General features: G+C 72.6%; 21 protein-coding genes and 3 pseudogenes. 13 read left to right on the top strand and 11 right to left on the bottom strand.

Going from position 1 to position 19,988, the window contains the following annotated elements; all coding sequences use genetic code 11:
* Nucleotides 1-60 precede the first annotated feature (60 nt).
* Both KV557_RS11845 and KV557_RS11840 read right to left on the bottom strand, forming a co-directional pair.
* Entirely contained in the window at nucleotides 61-690 is a 630-nt protein-coding gene (locus KV557_RS11845) for an MBL fold metallo-hydrolase (RefSeq protein ID WP_218199792.1), read from the bottom strand.
* The gene (locus KV557_RS11840) at nucleotides 687-1,772 is read right to left on the bottom strand and encodes an S-(hydroxymethyl)mycothiol dehydrogenase (RefSeq protein ID WP_218199791.1); all 1,086 of its coding nucleotides are present in this window, start codon (nucleotides 1,770-1,772) and stop codon (nucleotides 687-689) included. Before KV557_RS11840 ends, KV557_RS11845 begins: the two co-directional genes overlap by 4 nt.
* Nucleotides 1,773-2,294: 522 nt before the next feature.
* On the opposite strand from KV557_RS11840, the gene KV557_RS11835 reads away from it, so the two are divergent.
* Entirely contained in the window at nucleotides 2,295-3,512 is a 1,218-nt protein-coding gene (locus tag KV557_RS11835) for a cytochrome P450 (protein ID WP_218199790.1), read from the top strand.
* Nucleotides 3,509-3,766 (top strand): ferredoxin, encoded by a 258-nt coding sequence (locus KV557_RS11830; RefSeq protein WP_218199789.1) that lies wholly within the window; start codon nucleotides 3,509-3,511, stop codon nucleotides 3,764-3,766. Before KV557_RS11835 ends, KV557_RS11830 begins: the two co-directional genes overlap by 4 nt.
* 92 nt (nucleotides 3,767-3,858) lie before the next feature.
* On the opposite strand, the pseudogene KV557_RS42505 reads toward KV557_RS11830, so the two are convergent.
* The 5 genes and pseudogenes from KV557_RS42505 to KV557_RS11810 all read right to left on the bottom strand — a co-directional run.
* Nucleotides 3,859-4,062, bottom strand: a pseudogene (locus KV557_RS42505) (IS200/IS605 family accessory protein TnpB-related protein); the annotation flags it as partial.
* Nucleotides 4,063-4,117: 55 nt separating this feature from the next.
* On the bottom strand, nucleotides 4,118-4,849 hold the full coding sequence (locus KV557_RS11825; RefSeq protein ID WP_218199788.1) for a dienelactone hydrolase family protein: 732 nt from the start codon (nucleotides 4,847-4,849) through the stop codon (nucleotides 4,118-4,120).
* Nucleotides 4,850-5,005: 156 nt separating this feature from the next.
* Nucleotides 5,006-5,119, bottom strand: a pseudogene (locus tag KV557_RS11820) (3-hydroxyacyl-CoA dehydrogenase NAD-binding domain-containing protein); the annotation flags it as partial.
* 209 nt (nucleotides 5,120-5,328) lie between these two features.
* Complete coding sequence (locus KV557_RS11815) at nucleotides 5,329-6,195, bottom strand: PhzF family phenazine biosynthesis protein (protein ID WP_218199820.1); 867 nt, start codon at nucleotides 6,193-6,195, stop codon at nucleotides 5,329-5,331.
* A 77-nt stretch (nucleotides 6,196-6,272) separates the two neighbouring features.
* Nucleotides 6,273-7,370: a DUF5937 family protein gene (locus KV557_RS11810; protein WP_218199787.1), complete on the bottom strand. Its 1,098-nt coding sequence runs from the start codon at nucleotides 7,368-7,370 to the stop codon at nucleotides 6,273-6,275.
* Between the two features lie 178 nt (nucleotides 7,371-7,548).
* Between KV557_RS11810 and KV557_RS44045 the strand changes: the two genes are divergently transcribed.
* The 5 genes from KV557_RS44045 to KV557_RS11785 all read left to right on the top strand — a co-directional run bounded on the left by KV557_RS44045 (nucleotide 7,549) and on the right by KV557_RS11785 (nucleotide 12,291).
* Entirely contained in the window at nucleotides 7,549-8,838 is a 1,290-nt protein-coding gene (locus tag KV557_RS44045) for an MFS transporter (protein ID WP_218199786.1), read from the top strand.
* A 58-nt stretch (nucleotides 8,839-8,896) separates the two neighbouring features.
* Complete coding sequence (locus tag KV557_RS11800) at nucleotides 8,897-9,457, top strand: hypothetical protein (RefSeq protein ID WP_218199785.1); 561 nt, start codon at nucleotides 8,897-8,899, stop codon at nucleotides 9,455-9,457.
* 168 nt (nucleotides 9,458-9,625) lie between these two features.
* Nucleotides 9,626-10,429, top strand: a complete 804-nt coding sequence (locus tag KV557_RS11795) for an MBL fold metallo-hydrolase (RefSeq protein WP_218199784.1) — start codon at nucleotides 9,626-9,628, stop codon at nucleotides 10,427-10,429.
* Nucleotides 10,430-10,435: 6 nt separating this feature from the next.
* Nucleotides 10,436-10,867 (top strand): nuclear transport factor 2 family protein, encoded by a 432-nt coding sequence (locus KV557_RS11790; RefSeq protein WP_218199783.1) that lies wholly within the window; start codon nucleotides 10,436-10,438, stop codon nucleotides 10,865-10,867.
* Nucleotides 10,868-11,043: 176 nt separating this feature from the next.
* Nucleotides 11,044-12,291: an NAD(P)/FAD-dependent oxidoreductase gene (locus tag KV557_RS11785; protein WP_218199782.1), complete on the top strand. Its 1,248-nt coding sequence runs from the start codon at nucleotides 11,044-11,046 to the stop codon at nucleotides 12,289-12,291.
* 60 nt (nucleotides 12,292-12,351) lie between these two features.
* On the opposite strand, the gene KV557_RS11780 is transcribed toward KV557_RS11785, so the two are convergent.
* Together KV557_RS11780 and KV557_RS11775 are read right to left on the bottom strand one after the other, a co-directional pair.
* Entirely contained in the window at nucleotides 12,352-13,530 is a 1,179-nt protein-coding gene (locus KV557_RS11780) for a methyltransferase domain-containing protein (RefSeq protein ID WP_218199781.1), read from the bottom strand.
* Nucleotides 13,527-13,676, bottom strand: coding sequence for a hypothetical protein (locus KV557_RS11775; protein WP_218199780.1), 150 nt, complete (start codon nucleotides 13,674-13,676; stop codon nucleotides 13,527-13,529). The genes KV557_RS11780 and KV557_RS11775 overlap by 4 nt, the downstream gene beginning before the upstream one ends.
* Before the next feature lie 565 nt (nucleotides 13,677-14,241).
* Here KV557_RS11775 and KV557_RS11770 point away from each other — a divergent pair.
* From KV557_RS11770 to KV557_RS42495, 4 genes and pseudogenes are all read left to right on the top strand, one after another.
* Nucleotides 14,242-14,766 carry a hypothetical protein gene (locus KV557_RS11770; RefSeq protein ID WP_218199779.1) on the top strand — a complete coding sequence of 175 codons (525 nt, stop codon included), beginning with the start codon at nucleotides 14,242-14,244 and terminating at the stop codon, nucleotides 14,764-14,766.
* A gap of 3 nt (nucleotides 14,767-14,769) precedes the next feature.
* Nucleotides 14,770-15,105 carry a PCC domain-containing protein gene (locus KV557_RS11765; RefSeq protein WP_218199778.1) on the top strand — a complete coding sequence of 112 codons (336 nt, stop codon included), beginning with the start codon at nucleotides 14,770-14,772 and terminating at the stop codon, nucleotides 15,103-15,105.
* A 179-nt stretch (nucleotides 15,106-15,284) separates the two neighbouring features.
* Nucleotides 15,285-15,692 (top strand): DUF3592 domain-containing protein, encoded by a 408-nt coding sequence (locus tag KV557_RS11760; protein WP_218199777.1) that lies wholly within the window; start codon nucleotides 15,285-15,287, stop codon nucleotides 15,690-15,692.
* Nucleotides 15,693-15,710: 18 nt separating this feature from the next.
* Nucleotides 15,711-15,812 (top strand): annotated as a pseudogene (locus KV557_RS42495) (SDR family oxidoreductase); the annotation flags it as partial.
* A gap of 58 nt (nucleotides 15,813-15,870) precedes the next feature.
* On the opposite strand, the gene KV557_RS11755 reads toward KV557_RS42495, so the two are convergent.
* A complete protein-coding gene (locus KV557_RS11755; RefSeq protein ID WP_218199776.1) occupies nucleotides 15,871-16,653 on the bottom strand; it encodes a hypothetical protein in 783 nt (260 codons plus the stop codon).
* Between the two features lie 612 nt (nucleotides 16,654-17,265).
* On the opposite strand from KV557_RS11755, the gene KV557_RS11750 reads away from it, so the two are divergent.
* Both KV557_RS11750 and KV557_RS11745 read left to right on the top strand, forming a co-directional pair.
* A complete protein-coding gene (locus tag KV557_RS11750; RefSeq protein ID WP_218199775.1) occupies nucleotides 17,266-18,111 on the top strand; it encodes a DUF5753 domain-containing protein in 846 nt (281 codons plus the stop codon).
* A complete protein-coding gene (locus KV557_RS11745) occupies nucleotides 18,093-18,305 on the top strand; it encodes a DUF397 domain-containing protein (RefSeq protein WP_218199774.1) in 213 nt (70 codons plus the stop codon). The genes KV557_RS11750 and KV557_RS11745 overlap by 19 nt, the downstream gene beginning before the upstream one ends.
* A 60-nt stretch (nucleotides 18,306-18,365) precedes the next feature.
* Here the strand turns inward: KV557_RS11745 and KV557_RS11740 are convergent, their stop codons facing one another.
* Nucleotides 18,366-19,919, bottom strand: coding sequence for an APC family permease (locus tag KV557_RS11740; RefSeq protein WP_308129862.1), 1,554 nt, complete (start codon nucleotides 19,917-19,919; stop codon nucleotides 18,366-18,368).
* Between the last annotated feature and the right edge of the window lie 69 nt (nucleotides 19,920-19,988).

Raw genomic sequence — 19,988 nt, 5'->3', positions numbered from 1 at the left:
CGGCCCCCGGGGCACGGCGAGGTCCCCGGGGGCCGGACGGATCAGCGGATGAGCGTACGGTCAGTGACCGCGGGCGATCCACTCGGGCAGCGCCGGGGCCTCGGCGCCGATCGTGGTGGGGTCGCCGTGGCCGGTCCGGACCACCGTCTCCGGCGGGAGCGACAGGAGCCGGTCCCGGATCGAGTCGATGATCGTCGGGAAGTGCGAGAACGACCGGCCGGTCGCGCCCGGGCCGCCCTGGAACAGGGTGTCGCCGGTGAAGACGGTGCCGAGCGCGGGCGCGTAGAGGCAGACCGCGCCCGGCGCGTGGCCGGGGGTGTGCAGGACGGTCAGCGCCGTGCCGGCCACCTCGATCCGCTGCCCGTCGGCGAGTTCGCCGTCCGGGAGGCGCTCGGGGTGGGTGAGCTTCCACAGCGGCAGGTCGTCCGGGTGCAGCAGGATCGGCGCGCCGGTGCGGGCGGCGAGCGCCGGGGCCGCGTCGACGTGGTCGTTGTGCGCGTGGGTGCAGACGATCGCCAGCAGCCGGCGCCCGCCGAGCGCGGCCTCGATCGCGTCGGCGTCGTGGGCGGCGTCGATCACCACCGCCTCGGCGTCGTCGCCGACGATCCAGACGTTGTTCTCCACCTCCCAGCTGCCGCCGTCGAGTTCGAAGGTGCCGGCGGTGACGAGGCGGTCCACCCGCAGGGTCACAGGATCACCACCGAGCGGAGCACGTCGCCCTGGTGCATGCGCTCGAACGCCTGCTCCACCGCGTCGAGTTCGACAGTCTCGGAGACGAACGCGCCGAGGTCCAGGCGGCCCTGGAGGTAGAGGTCGATCAGCATCGGGAAGTCCCGGGAGGGCAGGCAGTCGCCGTACCAGGAGGACTTCAGCGCGCCGCCGCGGCCGAACACGTCGAGCATCGGGAGCTCCAGCGTCATCTCCGGGGTCGGCACGCCGACCAGGACGACGGTGCCGGCCAGGTCCCGGGCGTAGAACGCCTGCTTGTACGTCTCCGGGCGGCCGACCGCCTCCACGACGACGTCCGCGCCGTTGCCGCCGGTCAGCTCGCGGATCGCCTCGACCGGGTCCGTGGTACGGGAGTTGACGGTGTGGGTGGCGCCCAGCATGCGGGCCGTCTCCAGCTTGCGGTCGTCGATGTCGACGGCGATGATCCGCGCCGCGCCCGCCAGCCGGGAGCCGAGCACGGCCGCGCCCCCGACGCCGCCGCAGCCGATCACGGCGACCGAGTCGCCCCGGCCGACCCCGCCGGTGTTGATCGCGGCGCCGATGCCCGCCATCACGCCGCAGCCCAGCAGGCCCGCGACGGCCGGCTCGGCGGCCGGGTCCACCTTGGTGCACTGGCCGGCCGCGACCAGGGTCTTCTCGGCGAACGCGCCGATGCCCAGCGCCGGGGACAGCTCGGTGCCGTCCAGGAGCGTCATCTTCTGCTTCGCGTTGTGGGTGTTGAAGCAGTACTGCGGGCGGCCCCGCTTGCACGCGCGGCACTGGCCGCACACCGCACGCCAGTTGAGGATGACGAAGTCACCCGGGGCGACCTCGGTGACGCCCTCGCCGACCGACTCGACGACGCCCGCGGCCTCGTGGCCGAGCAGGAACGGGAACTCGTCGTTGATGCCGCCCTCGCGGTAGTGGAGGTCGGTGTGGCACACCCCGCAGGCCTGGATCCTGACCACCGCCTCGCCCGGGCCGGGGTCCGGCACGACGATCGTGGTCACCTCCACGGGCGCGCCCTTGGCACGCGCGATGACTGCCTTCACCTGCTGGGCCATCAGATTCCACCTCCGTCGGCCGGGGCGACTCTGCACCCGGCGTGACCTGCGTCGAACGACTTGCCCACGAAGCGTATCGCCCGCGCCGCCGCCCGCCTGGGGAACGGGCGGGGTGATGCGGCTCAGCGCACGTGCCGGTGGCATATCCGGGCACGGTCCGGCGAAGGGGGCGCGCGGGCGGCGCCGAGCGCCCGTCAGCGTGCACCGAACTGCCCGGAATGCATCGCCGTTGGCCGGAAGTACCGCAGACGGGCGGACCGCCGCCCACGTACGGTCGTAGCTGAAAGCGGTCCACGCGACCACGCTCAGCACACCCTCCCCGCGCGCCTGCCCCGCCCGACCCGTGCAACCCGTGCGACCCGGTCCCACCCGTCGACCGGGTCCCGCCCGTTCGACCTGGTCCCACCCGCCGGCCAGAGCCGAGCCGTCCGCCGGCCCGCCCCACCCGTCCCCGCACCTCCCCGGTTCCACCCCCCGTTCGGCCGCCCCGCGCGGCCCACCGACCTGGAGTCTGGAGTACGGATGTCCGCCGAGAACAGTGCGACCGGTGCCGGCACCGGCACCGCCCCGCTCATCCCGCTGCACTGCCTGCGCCACCTGGAGCCCGGCCCGCCCCGGCTCGCCGCGCTGCCCACCGGCACCCCCGTCTGGCTGGTCAGCCGCCACACCGACGTGCGGCAGGTGCTCACCGACCCCCGGCTCGGCCGCGCCCCGCTCTACGCGCCGGACGCGCCGCCGACCTCGCTCACGCCCAACATCCTCGACGACCCGCAGAGCCTGCTGAACATCGACGGCACCGAGCACCAGCGGCTGCGCCGCACCGTGCAGCGGGCGTTCACCCCGCGCGCCATCGCCCGCTGGCGGCCCTGGGTCGCCTCGGTGATCGAGGCGCTCATCGACGAGCTGATGGACCACGGCTCCCCCGCCGACATCGTCACCGCCTACACCCGCCCGCTCCCGGTCGCGGTGATCAGCCGGCTGATGGGGCTGGACGGCCTGGACGGCAAGCGGCTCGCGCACTGGAGCGACCACGCGCTCTCCACCACTGCCTACAGCGCCGAGGCGATCGGCACCGCGATGGCCGAGTTCGCCGGGTTCGGCGCCGCCGTGATCGCCGAGCGCCGCGCCGACCCCGGCGAGGACCTGGTCACCAGCCTGCTCGCGGCCGCCGCCGAGGACGGCTCGATCACCGAGGGGCAGCTGGTCACGCTGGTCATCGGCCTCGTCGTGGCCGGGCACGAGACCACCATGACCACCCTCGGCAACGCCCTGGTCTACCTCCTCGGCGACGGCCGCGAGGCCTGGCAGCGGCTCGCCTCCGACGAGGCCAGCGCCGCCGCCGCGACCGAGCAGCTGCTGCGGGCCGTCCCGCTCGGGGACGCCGACCACCTGCCCGGCCTGCTGCGGCGCACCGTCGAGGACGTCGAGATCGGCGGGGTCGTCATCCCGGCCGGCAGCGTGGTCGCCGCCGATACCGGCGCCGCCAACGTGGACCCCGAGGTCTTCACCGGGGACCTGCTGACCGAGCTGTTCTCCCCGCTCGCCGCGCCGATGTACACCTTCGGCGCCGGGCCGCACCACTGCCTCGGCGCCTGGCTGGCCCGGATGGAGCTCGAACTCGCCCTGCACCGGCTGGCCCGGCGGCTGCCCTCGCTGCGGCTGACCGAGCCGGCCGAGGAGATCGACTGGCGACGCGGTCTGCTGACCCGCAGTCCGAACTCGCTCCAGGTCGCCTGGTGACGGCGGGCGCGGGAGCGGACGCGGTGGTCGTCCGGGTCGACCGGGACCGCTGTATCGGCTCCGGGATGTGCGCGCTCAGCGCCCCCGGCTCGCTGGCGCTCGGGACGGACGGCCTCGCCGAGCCGGTGGCCGAATACGGCACGGACGGCGCGGAGTTGACGATGGGACTGGCCGAGGCGGTCGACTTCTGCCCGGTCGAGGCGCTGACCCTGTACTCGGCGCGCGGCGGGTACCGGATCGCCCCGGCGGAGTGAGCGCCGGCCGAGTGCGCGCCGACTGAGTGCGCATCGACTGAGCGAGCCTCTGCGGTGCCGTCTCGACGGAGGCGGCACCGCAGACTCGCCTGGATCGCGCGTACGCCGGTGCCGGCGGCCCAGTGCAGGAGTTGGGTGAGGACGTGGCGGAGCTGCGCGTCACGGTGGCCGGCCGACCCGGACAGGTCGTAGTCGAAATGCCGGGGTTCGCCGACCGGGTTGCCGTGGGAGTCCAGCAGCCAGGCGGCGAGGTGGTCGGCATTCGTGTCCACACCCACGACGCCACCGGATCGGAGCGTGTCCAGGGCAACGGGCCCAGGCGTCGTGCGATCCACCCGGTGAGTCTACGGCCTACAGCCGCTGGGCCAGGGCCTCGTGCACGCGCCGCCAGGCGTCCGCCGTGGCGTCGGCGTCGTGGTCCGCGGGCCGGTCCGCGGCGAAGCCGTGGCGGGCACCCGGGTAAGTGACCAGCTCGTGGGCGACCTTGGCCTCGATCAGCCGCCGCTCGGCCTCCTGCCACTCCTCCTGCGGCAGGATGTGGTCCAGCTCGCCGCAGAAGCCCAGCAGGAACACGCCGTTGGCGGCGATGCGCTCGGCCGTCTCCAGCGGCGGCACCGGACCCACCAGCGGGAAGCCGGAGTTCAGCAGCCAGCCCGGGTAGAACACCGCGGCCAGCTCGAAGCGCAGCTCGGTGGCCGCGCGCACCGCGATGTGCCCGCCCATGCTCATCCCCAGGAACGCCACCCCGTGCCCGTCGGCCAGGGCACGGGCCGCGGCGAGTGCCTCGACGGCATCGGCGACCAACTCGTCGCGGTCCAGGGCGCGCATCAGCACCAGACCCGCCTCGCGCTCCTCCGCGCTGTAGCCGAGCTCGGTACGGCGGTCGTTGCGCCAGTAGAAGTCCGGCGCCAGCGCCACGTACCCGAGCCCCGCCAGCTCGGCGCAGATCCCTCGTGTGTAGGCGTTGACCCCGTACATCTCCGGACAGACCACCACGGCCCCGCGCACCTCGCCCTCGGGCCGGTGCACGTACGCCTCGATCCCGCCCGGCGTGCCCAGTTCCTGCCACTGTCCAGTCATCATCAGGTCCCCCGCTTTGTCGGCCGGATGGCGTCGCAGCGCATCGTAGTACCCGGCCGCTCGGGGCGTGGGCGGCGCCCTCGGGCCGGCTGCCGCAGTTGCTGCGGCTGGTGCAGCCCAGCGCGCTCCGGTACGAGTAGGACGGCCCCCCACCCGCTCCGGCCTGGTGGTGGCACGGGCCAGCCTGGTGATGGTGATCGCCGAGGTGGTCGACGCGAGGACGCCCTCGGGGCCGACCACCTTGTCCAGCACGGCGAAGAGGTTTGTCGCGATATTCCCGGGAACTGCCCGCCCCCGGCAGTTCTCAAGAACTCAATAACACGGAACGGCTGTCAACCGGAAACTATTTGCCGCCTCCCAAAAACGGACAGACCGGCATGCGTCGGGTGCACCGGAAAATCATTGCCGGCCGGCGGGCGTTGACCTCCGGACGGTTTCCGGATATCGGCCCGCCGACCGGCGGAGAGGTCTGGCGGGGTCGGCTACGGGATCGCGACCGCTGCGCCGGAGACGCGGATGCGGGGGTCCTCGGGGCGGAGTCCGACGTGGAGGAGGCCCGGGCGGCCGAGGTCGTCGCCCTGGTGGAGAGTCAGGACGGTCGGGGGCTCGGCGGCGCCCTGCTCGCGCAGGTAGGCGCCGAAGGCGGCGGCGGCCGCGCCGGTGGCCGGGTCCTCGACGACGCCGCCGACGGGGAACGGGTCGCGGACGTGGAAGACCTGCGGGCCGTCGCGCCACACCAGTTGGAGGGTGGTCAGGTCGCGGGCCGTCATGTAGGCGGCCAGGCCGTCGAAGTCGTAGTCGAGGCGGGCGAGCCGGTCGCGGGTGGCGGCGGCGAGGACGAGGTGGCGGGCGCCGGCGTAGGCGATCCGGGGCGGCAGGGCCGGGTCCAGGTCGGCGGCGGCCCAGCCGAGGAGGGCGAGGGCTTCGGCGACGTCCGCGTCGGCCACCTCCTCCACCCTCGGCTCGACGCTGGTGAGGGTGGCGCGCAGCGCGCCGTCCTCGTCCTTGTCGACCTCCACCGGCACCTCGCCGGCCGCGGTCGTGAAGACGTACCGCCCGGGCCCGGTGCGCTCGGCGAGGGCGACGGCGGAGGCGACGGTCGCGTGGCCGCAGAACGGCACCTCGGCGAGCGGGCTGAAGTACCGGACGGTGTAGGCCCCTTGGGCCGCGCCCGGGGTCAGGAAGGCGGTCTCGGAGTAGCCGACCTCGGCGGCGATGGCGAGCATCCGCTCGGCGGAGAGCCCGGTGGCGTCCAGCACCACGCCGGCCGGGTTGCCGCCCTCGGGGCGGGTGGCGAAGGCGGCGTAGCGGAGGATCTCGGGGGCGGTGGGCGAGGCGTCGTTGGTCATGCCGGGACGAACGCGGCTCGGCTTGATCTTGTTCCCGCCCGCCGCAGCAACTCCCTCTGCCGGGCGGCTGTTCCTGCTCATCGCAGCACCGCCTCCAGCAGGTCGGAGCCGAGCCGGGCGCTGCCGGCCAGGTCCAGTTCGTACAGCATGTACCGCCCGCGCCGCCGGGTGACCAGCAGCCCGGCCTTGCGCAGGACCGTCAGGTGGCGGGAGACCTCGGGGGCGCTGAGCTGCCAGGCGGCGGCGAGTTCGCCGGTGGTGTGCGGGCCGCGGGCGATGGTGCGGGCCAGGCGCAGCCGGATCGGGTGGGCGAGGGCCTCCAGCCGCTGCTGGACGAGGGCGAGCGAGACGGGTTCGGGGAGCCCGGCCTCGGCGACGGGGTACTGGACGACGGGCCGCCAGCCGGGGGCGTGCACGACCAGGAGGTGAGGGCGGCCGAACGCGGTCGGGATGAAGGTGACTCCCCCGCTGCCGGCCCCGCTGGTGGTGCTGTCCTGGAGCTTGTCGATGACGATCCGGCGCCGGCTGTCGGTGCCGTGCTCCAGCGAGACGGACGGGGAGACGGCGGCCAGGGCGTCGCCGAGGCCGCGCCGGGCGACCAGGTCGGCCTTGTGCCGGGCGTCGGCGGCGAGATCGGGCAGGACGCGCTGCCAGGCGTCGGCGAAGAACGCGGCCCGGCAGTCCTCCAGCATCCGCCGCACCAGGGCGCGGACGGCCGGCGGATCGGTGAGCAGCCGGTCGGCGAACGCGGCCTGGCGGGGGCCGCGGGCGAGGGCGAGTTCGCGGGCCCGCTCGTTGGCCGCCGGGTCGGTGAGCGGGGAGGCCATCCGCTGGGTGAGCCGGGTGGCGCCGCACGTGGTGATGAGGGCGGCGGCGACGTACAGCTCGTCGTCGAGCCGGTCGACGGCGTCGAGTTCCTCGGCGAGGGTGGCGCCGGGCAGGCCGGGGACGAGGAAGTCGGCGCGGGAGGAGCGCCAGAGGAAGTCGGCCTCCAGCAGCCGCTCGGACAGCTCGGGCGGGATGGTCGCGGCCGTGCTGGACGCCCAGCCGTGCAGGGCGGGGTGGTGCCCGGGTTCGGCGAGGACGTGCAGCATCGCGTTCAGCTCGGCGAGCGGGGACGGCGTGAAGACGAGGCGCTCGTCCGGGAGTCCGGTGATGTCGATGGTCAAGCTCATGCGCCCACCTCGCTGCGCTCGGCAGGGGCATTCGCCCACACGCACCTATTGATTGTTCGTTCGCTTCGCTCACTCACGGCTCTGATCCTGCCACCCGCACGGATGGTCCCCTCCGTCGATTGACGGGAAGCGTCAATCGACGTGCTCCGGCGGCGGGCCGGGGCGGACGGTGTCGGCCATGAGCCTGATTCAGGAGAAGTCCGTCCACGACCACGCCGCCGTCCGGGCCGGTGAGCCGCCCGCCCTGCCGATCGGGACGAGCCGCCGGGGCCCGTCCGCCCTGCTGAGCCTGCTGACCGCCGCCGGCGGGCCGCGCTACGCCGCCGCGCTGGCGGTGGACGCGGTGGGCACCGGCCTGCTGCGGCCGTTCCTGCTGCTGTACGGGATCGGGGTGCTGCACCTGAGCGCAGGCGCGGCAGGGCTCGCGATGTCCGCCGGGATGGTCGCGGGCCTGCTCGTGGTGCCGCTGACCGGGCGGTGGATCGACCGGGGCGCGCGCACGTTGCCGGCCGCGGCGACCCTCGCGGTACGGGCCGTCGGCGCGCTGACGCTGCTGGTGGCGGGCGGCCTGACCGGGTTCACGGCGGCGGCGGTGCTGATCGGGGTGGGCAGCCAGTCCTGGCCGGCCACCCACGCGGCCGTGGTGAGCACGCTGACCGAGGGCCGGCTGCGGGACGCGGCGCTGGCGGCCGGGCGGTCGCTGCGCAACGCGGGGCTCGGCGCGGGCGCGCTGCTGGCCACGTTGGTGGTGACGGGCGGGGCGGGCGCGATCCGGGTGCTGGCCGGGGTGACGGGGGCGGCCTGCCTCGGTGCCGCCGTCCTGGTGCACTCGCTGCGGGTGACCGCGCCCCGGGCGGCCGTCGGCCCTTGGGAGCCTTCGGAGGAGGCGGCCGGGCCGCGCGACCCGATGCGGCGGATCACCCTGCTCAGCGTCGCCAACCTGCCGTACGCGTTCTGCTTCGACATCCTGGAGGTGGCGCTGCCCGCGCTGCTGGTGCTGCACCTGCAGGCGTCCCCGGCGTGGTCCTCGGGGGTGTTCGTGGGCAATACGGTGCTGGTGATCGCGCTCCAGCTGGCCCTGGTGCTACGGCTGGCCACCCGCCCCCGGCGGGTGGTGATGGCCGCCGCCGGGGTGGCGCTCGCGCTCTCGTACCTGGGGTTCTGGGCGGCCGGGTCGCTCGGCGGTACGCCGGGTGCGGCCGGGATCGCGGTGGTCTCGGTGCTGTTCACGCTCGGCGAGATCCTGTACACCGGCTCGGGCACGGCCCTCGTGACGGCCTCCGCGCCGCCCGCGCTGCTGGGGCGGGCGCTGGCCCGGTGGGAGCTGTCGATGGGGGTGGGCCGGGCGGCGGCGCCGGCGGTGCTGACGGCGCTGCTGGCGGCCGGGCCCGGGGTGCTGTGGCCGGCGCTCGCCGCCGCGACGCTGCTGGGGGCGCTGGCGGTGCTGCGGGTGGGGCCGGGCGAGTGAGGCCGGCCGAGGGAGACCGTCTGATGCGGTGTCCCGACGCGGTGCGATGATCATCCCCATGGCATTGACCCCCTTCCAGCAGCAGCTCCACGACCGGATCGTCGCCGCCGACGAGGTGACCGCCCCGCCGGCGCCCTGGCAGCCCGTCGGCCGGGGACTGATCCCCGTCGGCGCGCTGCAGGGCATCGGCTTCGCCACCGACCCGGGCACCGGTAACGACCTGGTCCTGGTGGTCTCCGCGAGCGGGCACGGCCTGTTCGACGCGGTCACCGGCGAGAAGCTGGAGCGCGAGTACGACCCCGAGGACGACCCGGACGGCCCGGACCTCTCCTGCCCCGGCCTCGGCCCGGTCGCGGACGTCCGGATCCCGGTCGCCGGGCTGTGGGGCGGCGGCCTGCACAGCAGCGCCCACGGCGGCTGGAGCGTCGAGGTGATCTCGCCGGAGTGGCCCAGCCACCGGGTCCTGCTCACGCACGGACCGTGGGACGCCGGGCACGGCGAGACCTGGTGGCACGTCTTCCACGCCTCCTGGTCCACCTTCCGCGCCGCCGGCTTCTCCCCGTCCGGCCGGACCCTGGCGGTGGCCACCAGCAGCGACCTCACGCTCTGGCGCCGCTGACGCCCGTCCGGCCTCCGGATGCGGGCGGGCCGTCGAGCGCCGATGCTGGGGCTCGACGAATGCCAGGCCCCTTCGCGGAAGGACATCTTGCATGAGCGAGCGTAGCGAGCGAATCATCGAAAGGTGCGCGTTGCGCGAAGCGCCTGCCGACCGAAGGGAGGTGGGCGCATGAGCGCCCTTGACTTCGAGGTCATCGACAGCCCGGACAGCTCCCTCAACAAGACCTCCGTCCTGGTCACCGGCCCGAACGACGCCCTGCTGGTGGACGCCGGGTTCACCCGCTCCGACGGCCGCCGTCTGGCCGAGCGGATCCGGGCCACCGGCAAGCGGCTCACCACGGTGTTCGTCAGCCACGGCGACCCGGACTTCTACTTCGGCGCCCAGGAGGTCCAGGACGTCTTCCCGCAGGCCCGGTTCCTGGCCACCGCCTCCACCGTCCAGCACATCCAGGACACGTACGACGCCAAGCTCAGGGCCTGGTCGCACCTCGGCCCCGAACTGCCGACCCGGCTGGTCCGCCCAGAGGTGCTGCACGGCGACGAACTCGTCTTCGAGGGCCACCGGTTCGAGCTGCGCGGCGCCGACTTCCACCTGCCCGACCGGCACTACCTGTGGCAGCACCACCACCACGCGGTCCTCGGCGGCGTGCTGCTCTTCGAGGGCCTGCACGTGTGGACGGCGGACACCGCGACACCGGCCCAACGGGCGGCCTGGATCGACCTGTTGGACGGAATCGAGGCGCTGGAGCCGCAGTTCGTCGCGGCCGGCCACCGCACCGCCGGCGCGCCCACGAACCTCACCTCGGTCTTCCACACCCGCGACTACCTGCGCGCGTTCGAGACCGAGATCGACCGCGCCGCCGACGCCGCCGCCGCGAAGGAGGCGCTGGAGCGCCTCTATCCCGACCTCGGGCTGCGGATGGCGGTCGACCTCGGCACCAAGGTCGCCATGGGCGAGATGACCTGGGGCTGAGCCGCGATGATCGAGATCCCGCGCGGAACCGCCGAGTTCAACGAGTCCGCCGCCCCCGCCGACGTCGTCCGCCGCCAGTACCTGGCCTCAGCGCACGGCGACCTCGCCGCCCTGCGCGCCACCCTCGCCGACGACGTCGAGTGGACCGAGATGGCCGGCTTCCCGCTGGCCGGCACCTACCGCACCCCGAAGGGCGTCACCAGCAACGTCATGGAACGCCTCGCCGCCGAGTGGCAGAGCTGGACGGCGCACGACGACACGTACGTCGTGGCCGGCGAGAACGTGGTCGTGCTCGCCCGCTACACCGCCGTGCACAAGACCACCGGCAAGCCGCTCGCGGTGCGGGTGGCCCACCACTTCGTGGTGCGTGGCGGCCGGATCGTCCGGTTCGAGCAGTTCACCGACACCGCGCTGGTCCGCGAGGCGATGACGCGGTAGGCAAGGACTCCGTAGGCAATGACTCCGTAGGCGATGACTCCGTAGGCGATGACTCCGTGGCACCCGTCTTCACCCGAACGGGGGAGCCTGGGGCGGCGCGCCCGCCGCGGTCTCGACACCCCACCCCAGCGGCGGCAGGCTGGCCCTGATTCCGGCCGGAGAGCGAGGAGTTCAGCATGGGCACAGCGGACGACAGTGGACGGGAGCGGCCGATCGTCATCGTCGGCGCATCGCTCGGCGGCGCGAAGGCGGCGGAGGCGCTGCGCGAGGCCGGGTACGAAGGCCGCATCATGCTCATCGGCGACGAGCACGAGCGCCCGTACGAGCGGCCGCCGCTCTCCAAGGGCTACCTGCTCGGCAAAACGCCCCGGGAGAAGATCTACGTCCACCCGCCCCAGTGGTACGCCGAGCACGACATCACGCTGCGCCTCGGCATTGCCGTCTCCGCGATCGACCCGGCCGGGCACACCGTCACGCTCGCCGACGACGGCCGCATCGAGTACGCCAAGCTGCTGCTCACCACCGGCTCGCTGCCGCGCCGACTGCCCGTGCCCGGCGCCGACCAGGAGGGCGTGCTCTACCTGCGCCGGGTCGAGGACAGCGAGCGGATCAAGGCCGCGCTGCGGCCGGGCGCCCGGGTGGCGGTGATCGGCGCGGGCTGGATCGGCCTGGAGACCGCGGCGGCGGCCCGGACGGCCGGCGCCGAGGTCACCATTCTGGAGGCGGCCGAACTCCCGCTGCTGCGGGTGCTCGGCCGCGAGGTCGCCCAGGTCTTCGCCGACCTGCACCGCGACCACGGCGTGGACCTGCGCTTCAACGTCCAGGTGGACGAACTCACCGGCGCGGACGGCACGGTGACCGGCGTCCGGCTCGGCGACGGCACGACGGTGCCGGCCGACGCGGTGATCGTCGGCATCGGCATCGCCCCCGACATCGCACTCGCCAAGGCCGCCGGGCTGGAGATCGTCAACGGCATCAAGACCGACGAGCACCTGCGCACCTCGGCCCCCGACGTCTACGCCGCCGGCGACGTCGCCAACGCCTACCACCCGCTGTTCGGCCGCCACCTCCGCGTCGAACACTGGGCCAACGCCGTCAACCAGCCCCAGACCGCCGCCCGCGCGATGCTCGGCCACCCGGACGCGGTGTACGACCGGGTGCCGTACTTCTTCACCGACCAGTACGACCTGGGCATGGAGTACGTCGGCTACGTCGAACCCGGCGGCTACGACCAGGTGGTGTTCCGCGGCGACCCGGCCACCCGCGAGTTCATCGCCTTCTGGCTGTCCGACGGCCGGGTCCTCGCCGGGATGAACGTCAACATCTGGGACGTCACCGCCCCGATCCGCGAACTCGTCCGCTCCGGCCGCAAGGTGGACCCGTCCCGCCTCGCCGACCCGGGCGTGCCGCTGGGCGAGGTGTAGCAGCTACGGGCCGCCCAGAGGGCCCCGGCCGTTGTCGCCCGGCCGGGGCGGTTCGGTCCGTCAGCTCTGCTGTGGCACCGGGTTGTCCGGGGAGTCGAGCCAGGCCGTCTGGCCCTCCGGGGTGACCGTCAGGCCGAACCTCTCGTGCCCGGGGCGACCCTGGTCGGTCCACCACCGGTAGGCGGCTTCGACCTCGTCCCACAGTCGACGGGGGCCGGACTGAACCACCTCGTAGTCCGTGCGGTCCCGCTCGTAGTCGGCCGTGGCCCACGACAGGGTGTCCCGGCTGTAGAGCCACAGCGTGTACGCGCCGTCCTCGTAGCGCTCCGCCCGCCAGAACGCCCTGGGCACACCGAGCCCGATGACGAACTGCTGGAACCACTTGCCCGTGTCCCACGGGGAGAGGGTGGTGGTGCTCTTCTCCCCATCGGCCGGCCAAGGCGTCCCGTGCAGGTACGCGTCGATCAGCGGCCGGCCGGTGCGCTGTTGACGCAGCCTCATGAACGCCGAACCCCCGGTGCAGTTGCCGCTCGCACTGGTCCCGTCTTCGTTGACGGTCAGCCGAACGATCTGCTCCCCGCCGTACTCGGTGCCGAACGGGGCGACGATGATCCCGCCAGGGGCCGACTGCTCCAGCCATGCCAGAGGGATCTCCAGCAGGGAGCACGTGGCGATGATCCGATCGTATGGGGCACCCTCCGCCCACCCCGACCGCCCGTCACCCTCGACCACTGTCGGCTCAAGTCCGGCCCGGTGCAGGTTCTCCCGGGCCCCTCTCGCCACGCCCGGGTCATACTCGACCGTCACCACGTTGGGGTTACCGAGGCGGTGGGCGAGAAGCCCGGCGTTCCACCCCGTCCCGGATCCGATCTCCAACACCCTGTCACCCGGGCGCACGTCCAGGTCTTGGAGCATGGAAACCACCATGGTCGGCATGGAGTTGGACGAACTCGGGGTAGTACCGAGGCCGTCCCCCTCGTGGTCGCCGTCGTCCCACTGCGTGGTCAGCGGGATGTCCGAGTAGACCGCCTGCTGCCACACCCCGGGGTCCTTGGAGCGATACACCACGGCGTTCTGTTTGGTGCCGTCCGCGATGCCCGGCCAGATGCGATCCGGGACGAACAGCTCACGGGGAACGGCATGGAACGAGGGGAGCCAGTCCGAGGAAAGCGCGCCGCTGGCCACCAGCGCGGAGGCGAGCCCCTGAGGGCTCGCCTCCCTGTGCGTCTCGCTGGTCACTTGCCGCTGCCGCCCGCCGGGTTCTGACCGTCCGAGGTGTTGCCGCCCTCGTCGGAACCGCCGCCGCCGTGGCCGCTGCCCTTGTTGCTGTCGTCCTGCTGCTTGCCGCCCTTGCCGTCTCCGGAGCCGCCGCCGCGCTTACCCATCTCACTACCTCCATGCTGGTTGGCCTGACAGGCGGTTGCCTGCCGGGTGGTGGTGCCTAGCCGCCTCTCACACCCCCAACAAGGTATGTCGGGCGGCAGCTCCCCGAGGGGCCTGTGACGGCCCCCGGGGACGCCTCCGCTGTCGCCGTTGAACCCTTCCCCGGACAGCGGGAGTCGGTGGTGTTACTCGTCCTCGGCGGGGCCGGGTCCGGGGTGCACACGGTGTGCGTCGGGGTGGCCGGGGCGCCCTTGCCGGACTGGTCGGGGAGGCTGTCCCCGACCATGTACGCGTCCCGGGGCGGATGCGCGTCCATGTACCCGATCTGCGGCCGGTTGTGGTTCACCATGGAGGTCTCCTTGCGGGGGTCACCGACCCCGGTTCGGGGGTCGGTCGGGGTACCGGCGTGGTAGGCGACGCCGGTACGGATGCCAGCGCACGGCACGGCTCATCGGAGCCGCCGGTGCGTGCGGGCAAGGTCGTTGAGCAAGCGCGTGCGAGCGCGCAGACGTTCCAGGGTCAGGGACTCTGCGGGCTCCAGCTCGGGGAAGCTGTCGGCTCACAAGGGTGAACAGACGTGCGTTCCTATCCCTGTCCGCACTGGTCGCCACTCATGGGAAGCTCGCCGGAGAGCTGACAGCGAGCATCGCCGGTGGCGACAGCGGCCCCCTGATGACGGTGCAGACCACGCACGCGACCGATCTTGTCATCGCCTCCCTCGCCGACCTGGGCACGGCCAGCCGGTTGCGCGGGTGGATGCACGACGGGGACTCCGCTCTCCTCCGGGTGAACGCTGCGGGCATCCTGGCGAAGCGGCCGGGCCAGGAAGCAGCGGCAGACGTGGCCCGCGTGCTGGCCCACGACCAGGAGGTGAGACACCTCTACTCGACAGCCGTCCTCGCGCGCGTCGGGGGCCTGGAATGGGACATGGCGGGGTCGCTGGCGGCCGATCTCCGCATCACGGGGCCCCGGGCCCAGTTCCTCGCAGCGAGACTGGCAGCGGAGTCCCTGAACCCCCGGGACGCGGGGGCCCGCTGGTGCTCCGCCGCTATGCTGCGGGACCTCACGCCGCTTCTCAGTTGGGAGAGCTGACCAATGCACGTGTTCGAAGTAAAGAACGCCGAGCTGATCGAGAGCATCACCGAGCAGGCGAAGGCGGCCGGGGTGACCGACGGGGCCATCATCTCCCTGATCGGCGCGGCGGACTCGTTCACGATCAGCACGATGCCCGCCGACGACCCGTCAGCAGACATCGTGACGGACTACGACCAGCCCGCCGAGCTGCACGGCACGGGTGAGATCGTCGGCGGCGTCGTCCACGTCCACGCGACCATGGCAGTGGCCGGCGACAAGGGTGTGGCCGGGCACCTGCACCGCGCCCAGGTCGGGCACTGGTTCGCGCGGGCCTACGTGCTGCCCACGACCGTCTGACAGTCTCCGCCGAGACGCCGGCAGCGGTGCGCTGACGGCCCCGCAGCGAGGCCCGGACCCTTCCCCCAGCCCGCCTCGCCGACCCGGGGGTGCCGCTGGCGAGGTGTAGGGGCACCTCCCTTTAACGCGCTGTCCCTGATACTTGGAGTTCAGGAGGACGACGCGGGTAGGGAGGCGTGGTGGGCGGGTTCGCCGTGGTGGTGTTCGGCGGTCTGGGCGGGGTGATCGCCTACCTCGCCGGGGTGGTCGGGCTGCGCGACCTGCGGCGGCTGCGTCGGGTCGGCGTGTCGGTCCAAGCGCTCGTGCGCGAGCGCGTCCCCGGCCCCGAGGACCGCGCGCTGCCGCCGCGTCCGCTGCTCCAGTTCGAGACCGAGGACGGGCAGGTGGTCGAGGTCTTCTCCCCCGTCCCGTCCACCCCGCGCCACCCGCTCCCCGACGGCGGCTACGTGCCCGTCCGCTACGACCCGGCCGATCCCCGGCAAGTGGTCGTGGAGGGGCGGGAGCGGCGGCCAGTGGAATACGCCTTCATGGCGCTCGGGATCCTGATGGTGCTGATCGCGATCACCCTCGGCGTTGCCGTGCTCTGAGGCTCATAGCCGGATCACGACCTGACCAAGATCGAGGACATCGCCCCGATCGTCACCTTCCTCGCCACCGACGGCTGGTGGATCACCGGTCAGACCCTCTTCGCCAACGGCGGCTACACACCCGCTGACCCCCTCCCCCGGGCCCGCCGCACGCTGCGGCGGGCCCGGGCGGCGCGCGTCAGAGGCGCGGGGCGAGGGGCCCCCGGAAGCCGACGCGGTGGCGGCGGCGCAGCGTGACGAGCTCGATCACGGCGGTGACGGTCACGCCGACGGGGCCCGCCAGCAGGCCGAACAGCGCGGCGCCGTGGGTCTCGGTGCCCTTGGTGTCGATCAGCTCCATGTGGCCGACGACCGTGAGCCACACGAGGAGTATCGCGACGATCGGCCGGACCAGCGGGTGCGCCCGGACGGCGAACGAGTTGCGGTGCACGAGGTAGAGCACCGCGAGGGTGAAAACGCTGAGCCACAGCCCGAGGAAGAACCCGGGCAGACTGCTGCCGACCGCGCCCATGGAATCGTGCGGGACCTTCATGATCGTGACGAAGAGTACGGCCGTGAACAGCCCGGTGAGGAATGGCCGGGCCACCAGGCGGGTGACCCGCCCCCGGGTCCCGCTGCGGGCGAGCAGGACCAGGGCGAGGCAGCCCAGGAGCAGCGCGACGGGTCCACTGAGCAGCATGACGACGCTGTCCCCGAAGACCTCGGTGATGAGGTCGTCGCCGGACGTGCCGGTGGCAATCCGCACGATCAGGAGCACGAGCCCGAGCCCGAGCAGCGCACGCGGCAGCAACAGCCGCTCCACGAGCGGGTCGAGAGCCTGCTCGGCGAGGGAGCTGACAACCGGCTGGACGGCTGGCCCCAGCACCGCCGGCCCGACCGTCGTGACCACCCCGGACGCCGTCAACCGGAGCATCCGGTACGGGCCGTAGATCCGGCTCGCCAGCCGCCAGGGCAGCAGCACGTCAAGTACCCACTGATTCCCAGGCCGTGGCGGCAGCGCAGGCGTGCGATACGGCGGTCGGTCGTAGGCCGAGACGGCGACGGAGCCGGGGTCGGCAGAGGGTTGCGGCACTGCCATGGCTGCCCCCGGAGTTGAGCTGACGGATTGATGTGCCGTCACCGTGCCAGCCAGAACGCGCTGCGCGCAACCCGCTTTCCCGAGGTGCCTGGTCGGCCCCAGGGCCGGCCAGGCACCGGCTCTATCGGCCTGCGCGCTCCGCCTTGAGCTGCCGCCGCCGCGCCCGCAGCTTCGCCCGAAGCCGGCGCGGCACCGGCCTGCGCGAGAAGTAGAGGAACCACCAGTCACCGGGCCGGTACCTCAACCAGAGCCACGCCCGCCACAGCCACCTGCCGAGCGCACTCCCTCCCGCGGGGGAGGAGTCGGTAAGGTCATCCATGTCAGCCTGCTTTCCTCAGGTTTGGCCACGCCCCGGGACCGTTCGTGCGGTCGCCGGGGTCTCTGTTTCACCGGATGTGCGCGGCAGTCACCGGCGCACCTCCATGGTTACGCAATCGGAGCTACCCTTGACTCTGCGTCATGTTCCGGATATTGCTTGGGAACAAGGGAGCACGTATGGCAGCTCGAACACGAGAACTCGATCCGCTCAGGTCGGCGCGCGATTTGTACGGAAAGGAATTGCGCCGCCACCGAGCGCTTACAGGGATGTCTCTCGATCGGCTGTCCGAGATCGTCAACTACAGCAAGACGCATCTGCACGGCGTTGAGATCGCGGAACGTCTCCCGCTGCCTCCCCTGTCCAGCAAGGTCGATGCGGCGTTCGGCACCGCCGGTCTCTTCGAAGGCCTGTGGGAGATCATTCGACGGGAGCAGTTCCCCGACCGATACCGCCGGTACATGGATCTGGAAGCACAGGCCAGTTTGATCCAGGTCTACTGCGCTCAGATCGTTCTGGGGCTCGTTCAGACCGAGGACTACGCACATGCGGTGCTGCGCGCGGGCAGTCCACGGGACTCGACGGAACGGATCGAGGAGAAGCTGGCTGCACGGCTGGAGCGTCAGGAGATCCTGACGCAGCCCGTTCCTCCGCATCTCTGGTTGATCCTGGACGAGGCTTCCCTCCGGCGCCCTGGGGGCGGTCCGGCGACCATGAGAGCGCAACTTCAGCACGTGCTGGCGATGGCGCAACGGCCGCACGTCGTGGTTCAGGTGCTTCCGTTCGCGAGCGGCGCGCATCCTGCCATGGGCGGATCGCTGACCATACTCACACTTCCCAACGGCGCCGAATCCGCCTACATGGAGGGCAGCCACTCGGGACACCTTGAGGAAGACGTGGAGGCTGTCAGAGGGTTCCGGCTGTCCTACGATCTGATCAAGGCTTCGGCCCTGCCGCCGGACGAGTCAGCGGCGGTGATCAAGACCGCGATGGAGGATTACGCACGATGCGCACCCCCGATCTGAGCGCCGCCACCTGGCGCAAGAGCAGCTACAGCAACGGCGACGGGGGACAGTGCATCGAGGTCGCCGACGGCTTCCGAAGTGTCATCCCCGTGCGGGACTCGAAGGATCCTGAGGGACCCGCGCTGGTCTTTCCGACTGCGGCGTGGTCGGCGTTCGTTGCCGGGGTCAAGGCGGGGGACTTTTCCGCCACTTGAGCAGGTCGGGCCCGCCCCACCACGCGGTGGGGCGGGCCCATTGCCGTCTGTGGGGATTCGTCAGGATCCGGGCGCGGAGGCCGGGTCCGCGGCGGCCGCCGGGACGTCGGGGTGGCGGAACCACGAGCCCTGCGCCACCCGCTGCACCAGCATCAGCACCACGCCCAGGAGCAGCGCGCCCAGTCCGATCACCGTCACCCCGCCGACCCGCCCGACCAGCGGCAGGTCGATCGAGGTGGCGCCGTACCCCGGGTCCGCGTAGACGTCGAAGGCGCCGTAGGCGAAGAAGTACAGCAGCATCAGGCCGCCGGCCAGCGGGAGCACGCCCTTGAACACCGCGTCCCGCACGCTGCGGGTCAGCACCCGGCGGTAGTACCAGACGCACGCGAAGCCCGTCAGCCCGTAGTAGAAGGCGATGCCGAGGCCGACCGAGGCGATCGAGTCGGCCAGCACGTTCTTGCTGATCGCGGTGAGCAGCACGTAGAACGCGATCGACGCCATGCCCATCGCGACAGTCGACCAGGTCGGCGTCAGGTGGCGCGGGTGGACCCGGGCGAACCCGGCGGGGAGGGCCCGGTGGGTGGCCATCGAGAAGGTGGTGCGGGCGGTGGGGAGGATGGTGGTCTGGGTGGAGGCGGCAGCGGAGGTCAGCACCATGAGGATGAGCAGCCGGCTGAAGACGTCGCCGATGCCGGTGGTGCCGAACACCGCGTCGCCCAGGCCGGAGAGCACGTCCCCCGAGTGCGTCGGGTTGCCGAGCCCGATGCCGTCCTTCCCGATCCCGGCGAAGGACTGCGCCGAGGTGGCCACCAGGGTGTAGATCAGGAGCAGCAGCACCGTGGAGATCACCGCCGCCCGGCCGGGGGTACGCGCGGAGTCGGCCGTCTCCTCGTTGACGGACACGGCGGTGTCCCAGCCCCAGTAGATGAAGACCGCGGACAGCATGCCGGCCGTGAACGCCGAGGCGGAGGGCACGTTGAACGGGTTGAACCAGGAGGCGTCGACCGGGAGAGCCGTGGCGGGCGCGCCGGAGCCGTACGACTTCACGAGCGCGGTGACCGAGAAGACCACCAGTATGACCACCTCGACGGCCAGCAGCCGGCGCTGGAGAGCGGCCGAGATCTCGATGCCGACGTAGCAGATCGCCGTCATGACGACGATCCAGACCACGCCCGCCGTCGTCGTCCACGCCTTGCTCGCCGCGAACGAGTCCAGGCCGACCAGCCGGAATCCGTACACCCCGGCGATCTGCGCCAGGTTGGCCATCACGATCACGTCGGCGACGACGATGCCCCAGCCGCCCATCCAGCCCGTGCGCGGGCCGAACGCGCGGGCCGCCCACGTGAAAGTGGTGCCGCAGTCCGGGTCGGCGGCGTTCAGCTCCTTGTAGGCGTACGCGATCAGCAGCATCGGGACGAAGGCGAGGATGGTGATGATCGGGGCCTGGAGGCCCACGCCGACCACGATCAGGCCGAGGGTCGCGGCCAGGCTGTAGGCGGGGGCGGTGGAGGCGAGGCCGATGCACACCGAGGAGAGCAGTCCCAGAGCGCCGGTCTTCAGGCCCTTCTCGCCCGCGCCGGAACCGGTCCGGGGCGGGGCCGGGGTGGTTGACACCGATGCCACCCCCTGGTGGTGCGGGGACGGGGGTCCAGTCGTCCCAGCGTACCGCCGGGGCCGGAAGTC

Origin of the sequence: Kitasatospora aureofaciens, from assembly GCF_019192735.1 — a bacterium.
Taxonomy (GTDB): Bacteria; Actinomycetota; Actinomycetes; order Streptomycetales; family Streptomycetaceae; genus Kitasatospora; species Kitasatospora aureofaciens_A.
Note: the sequence above shows the minus strand (reverse complement) of the source record. Positions and strands in the feature narration are given on the sequence as shown.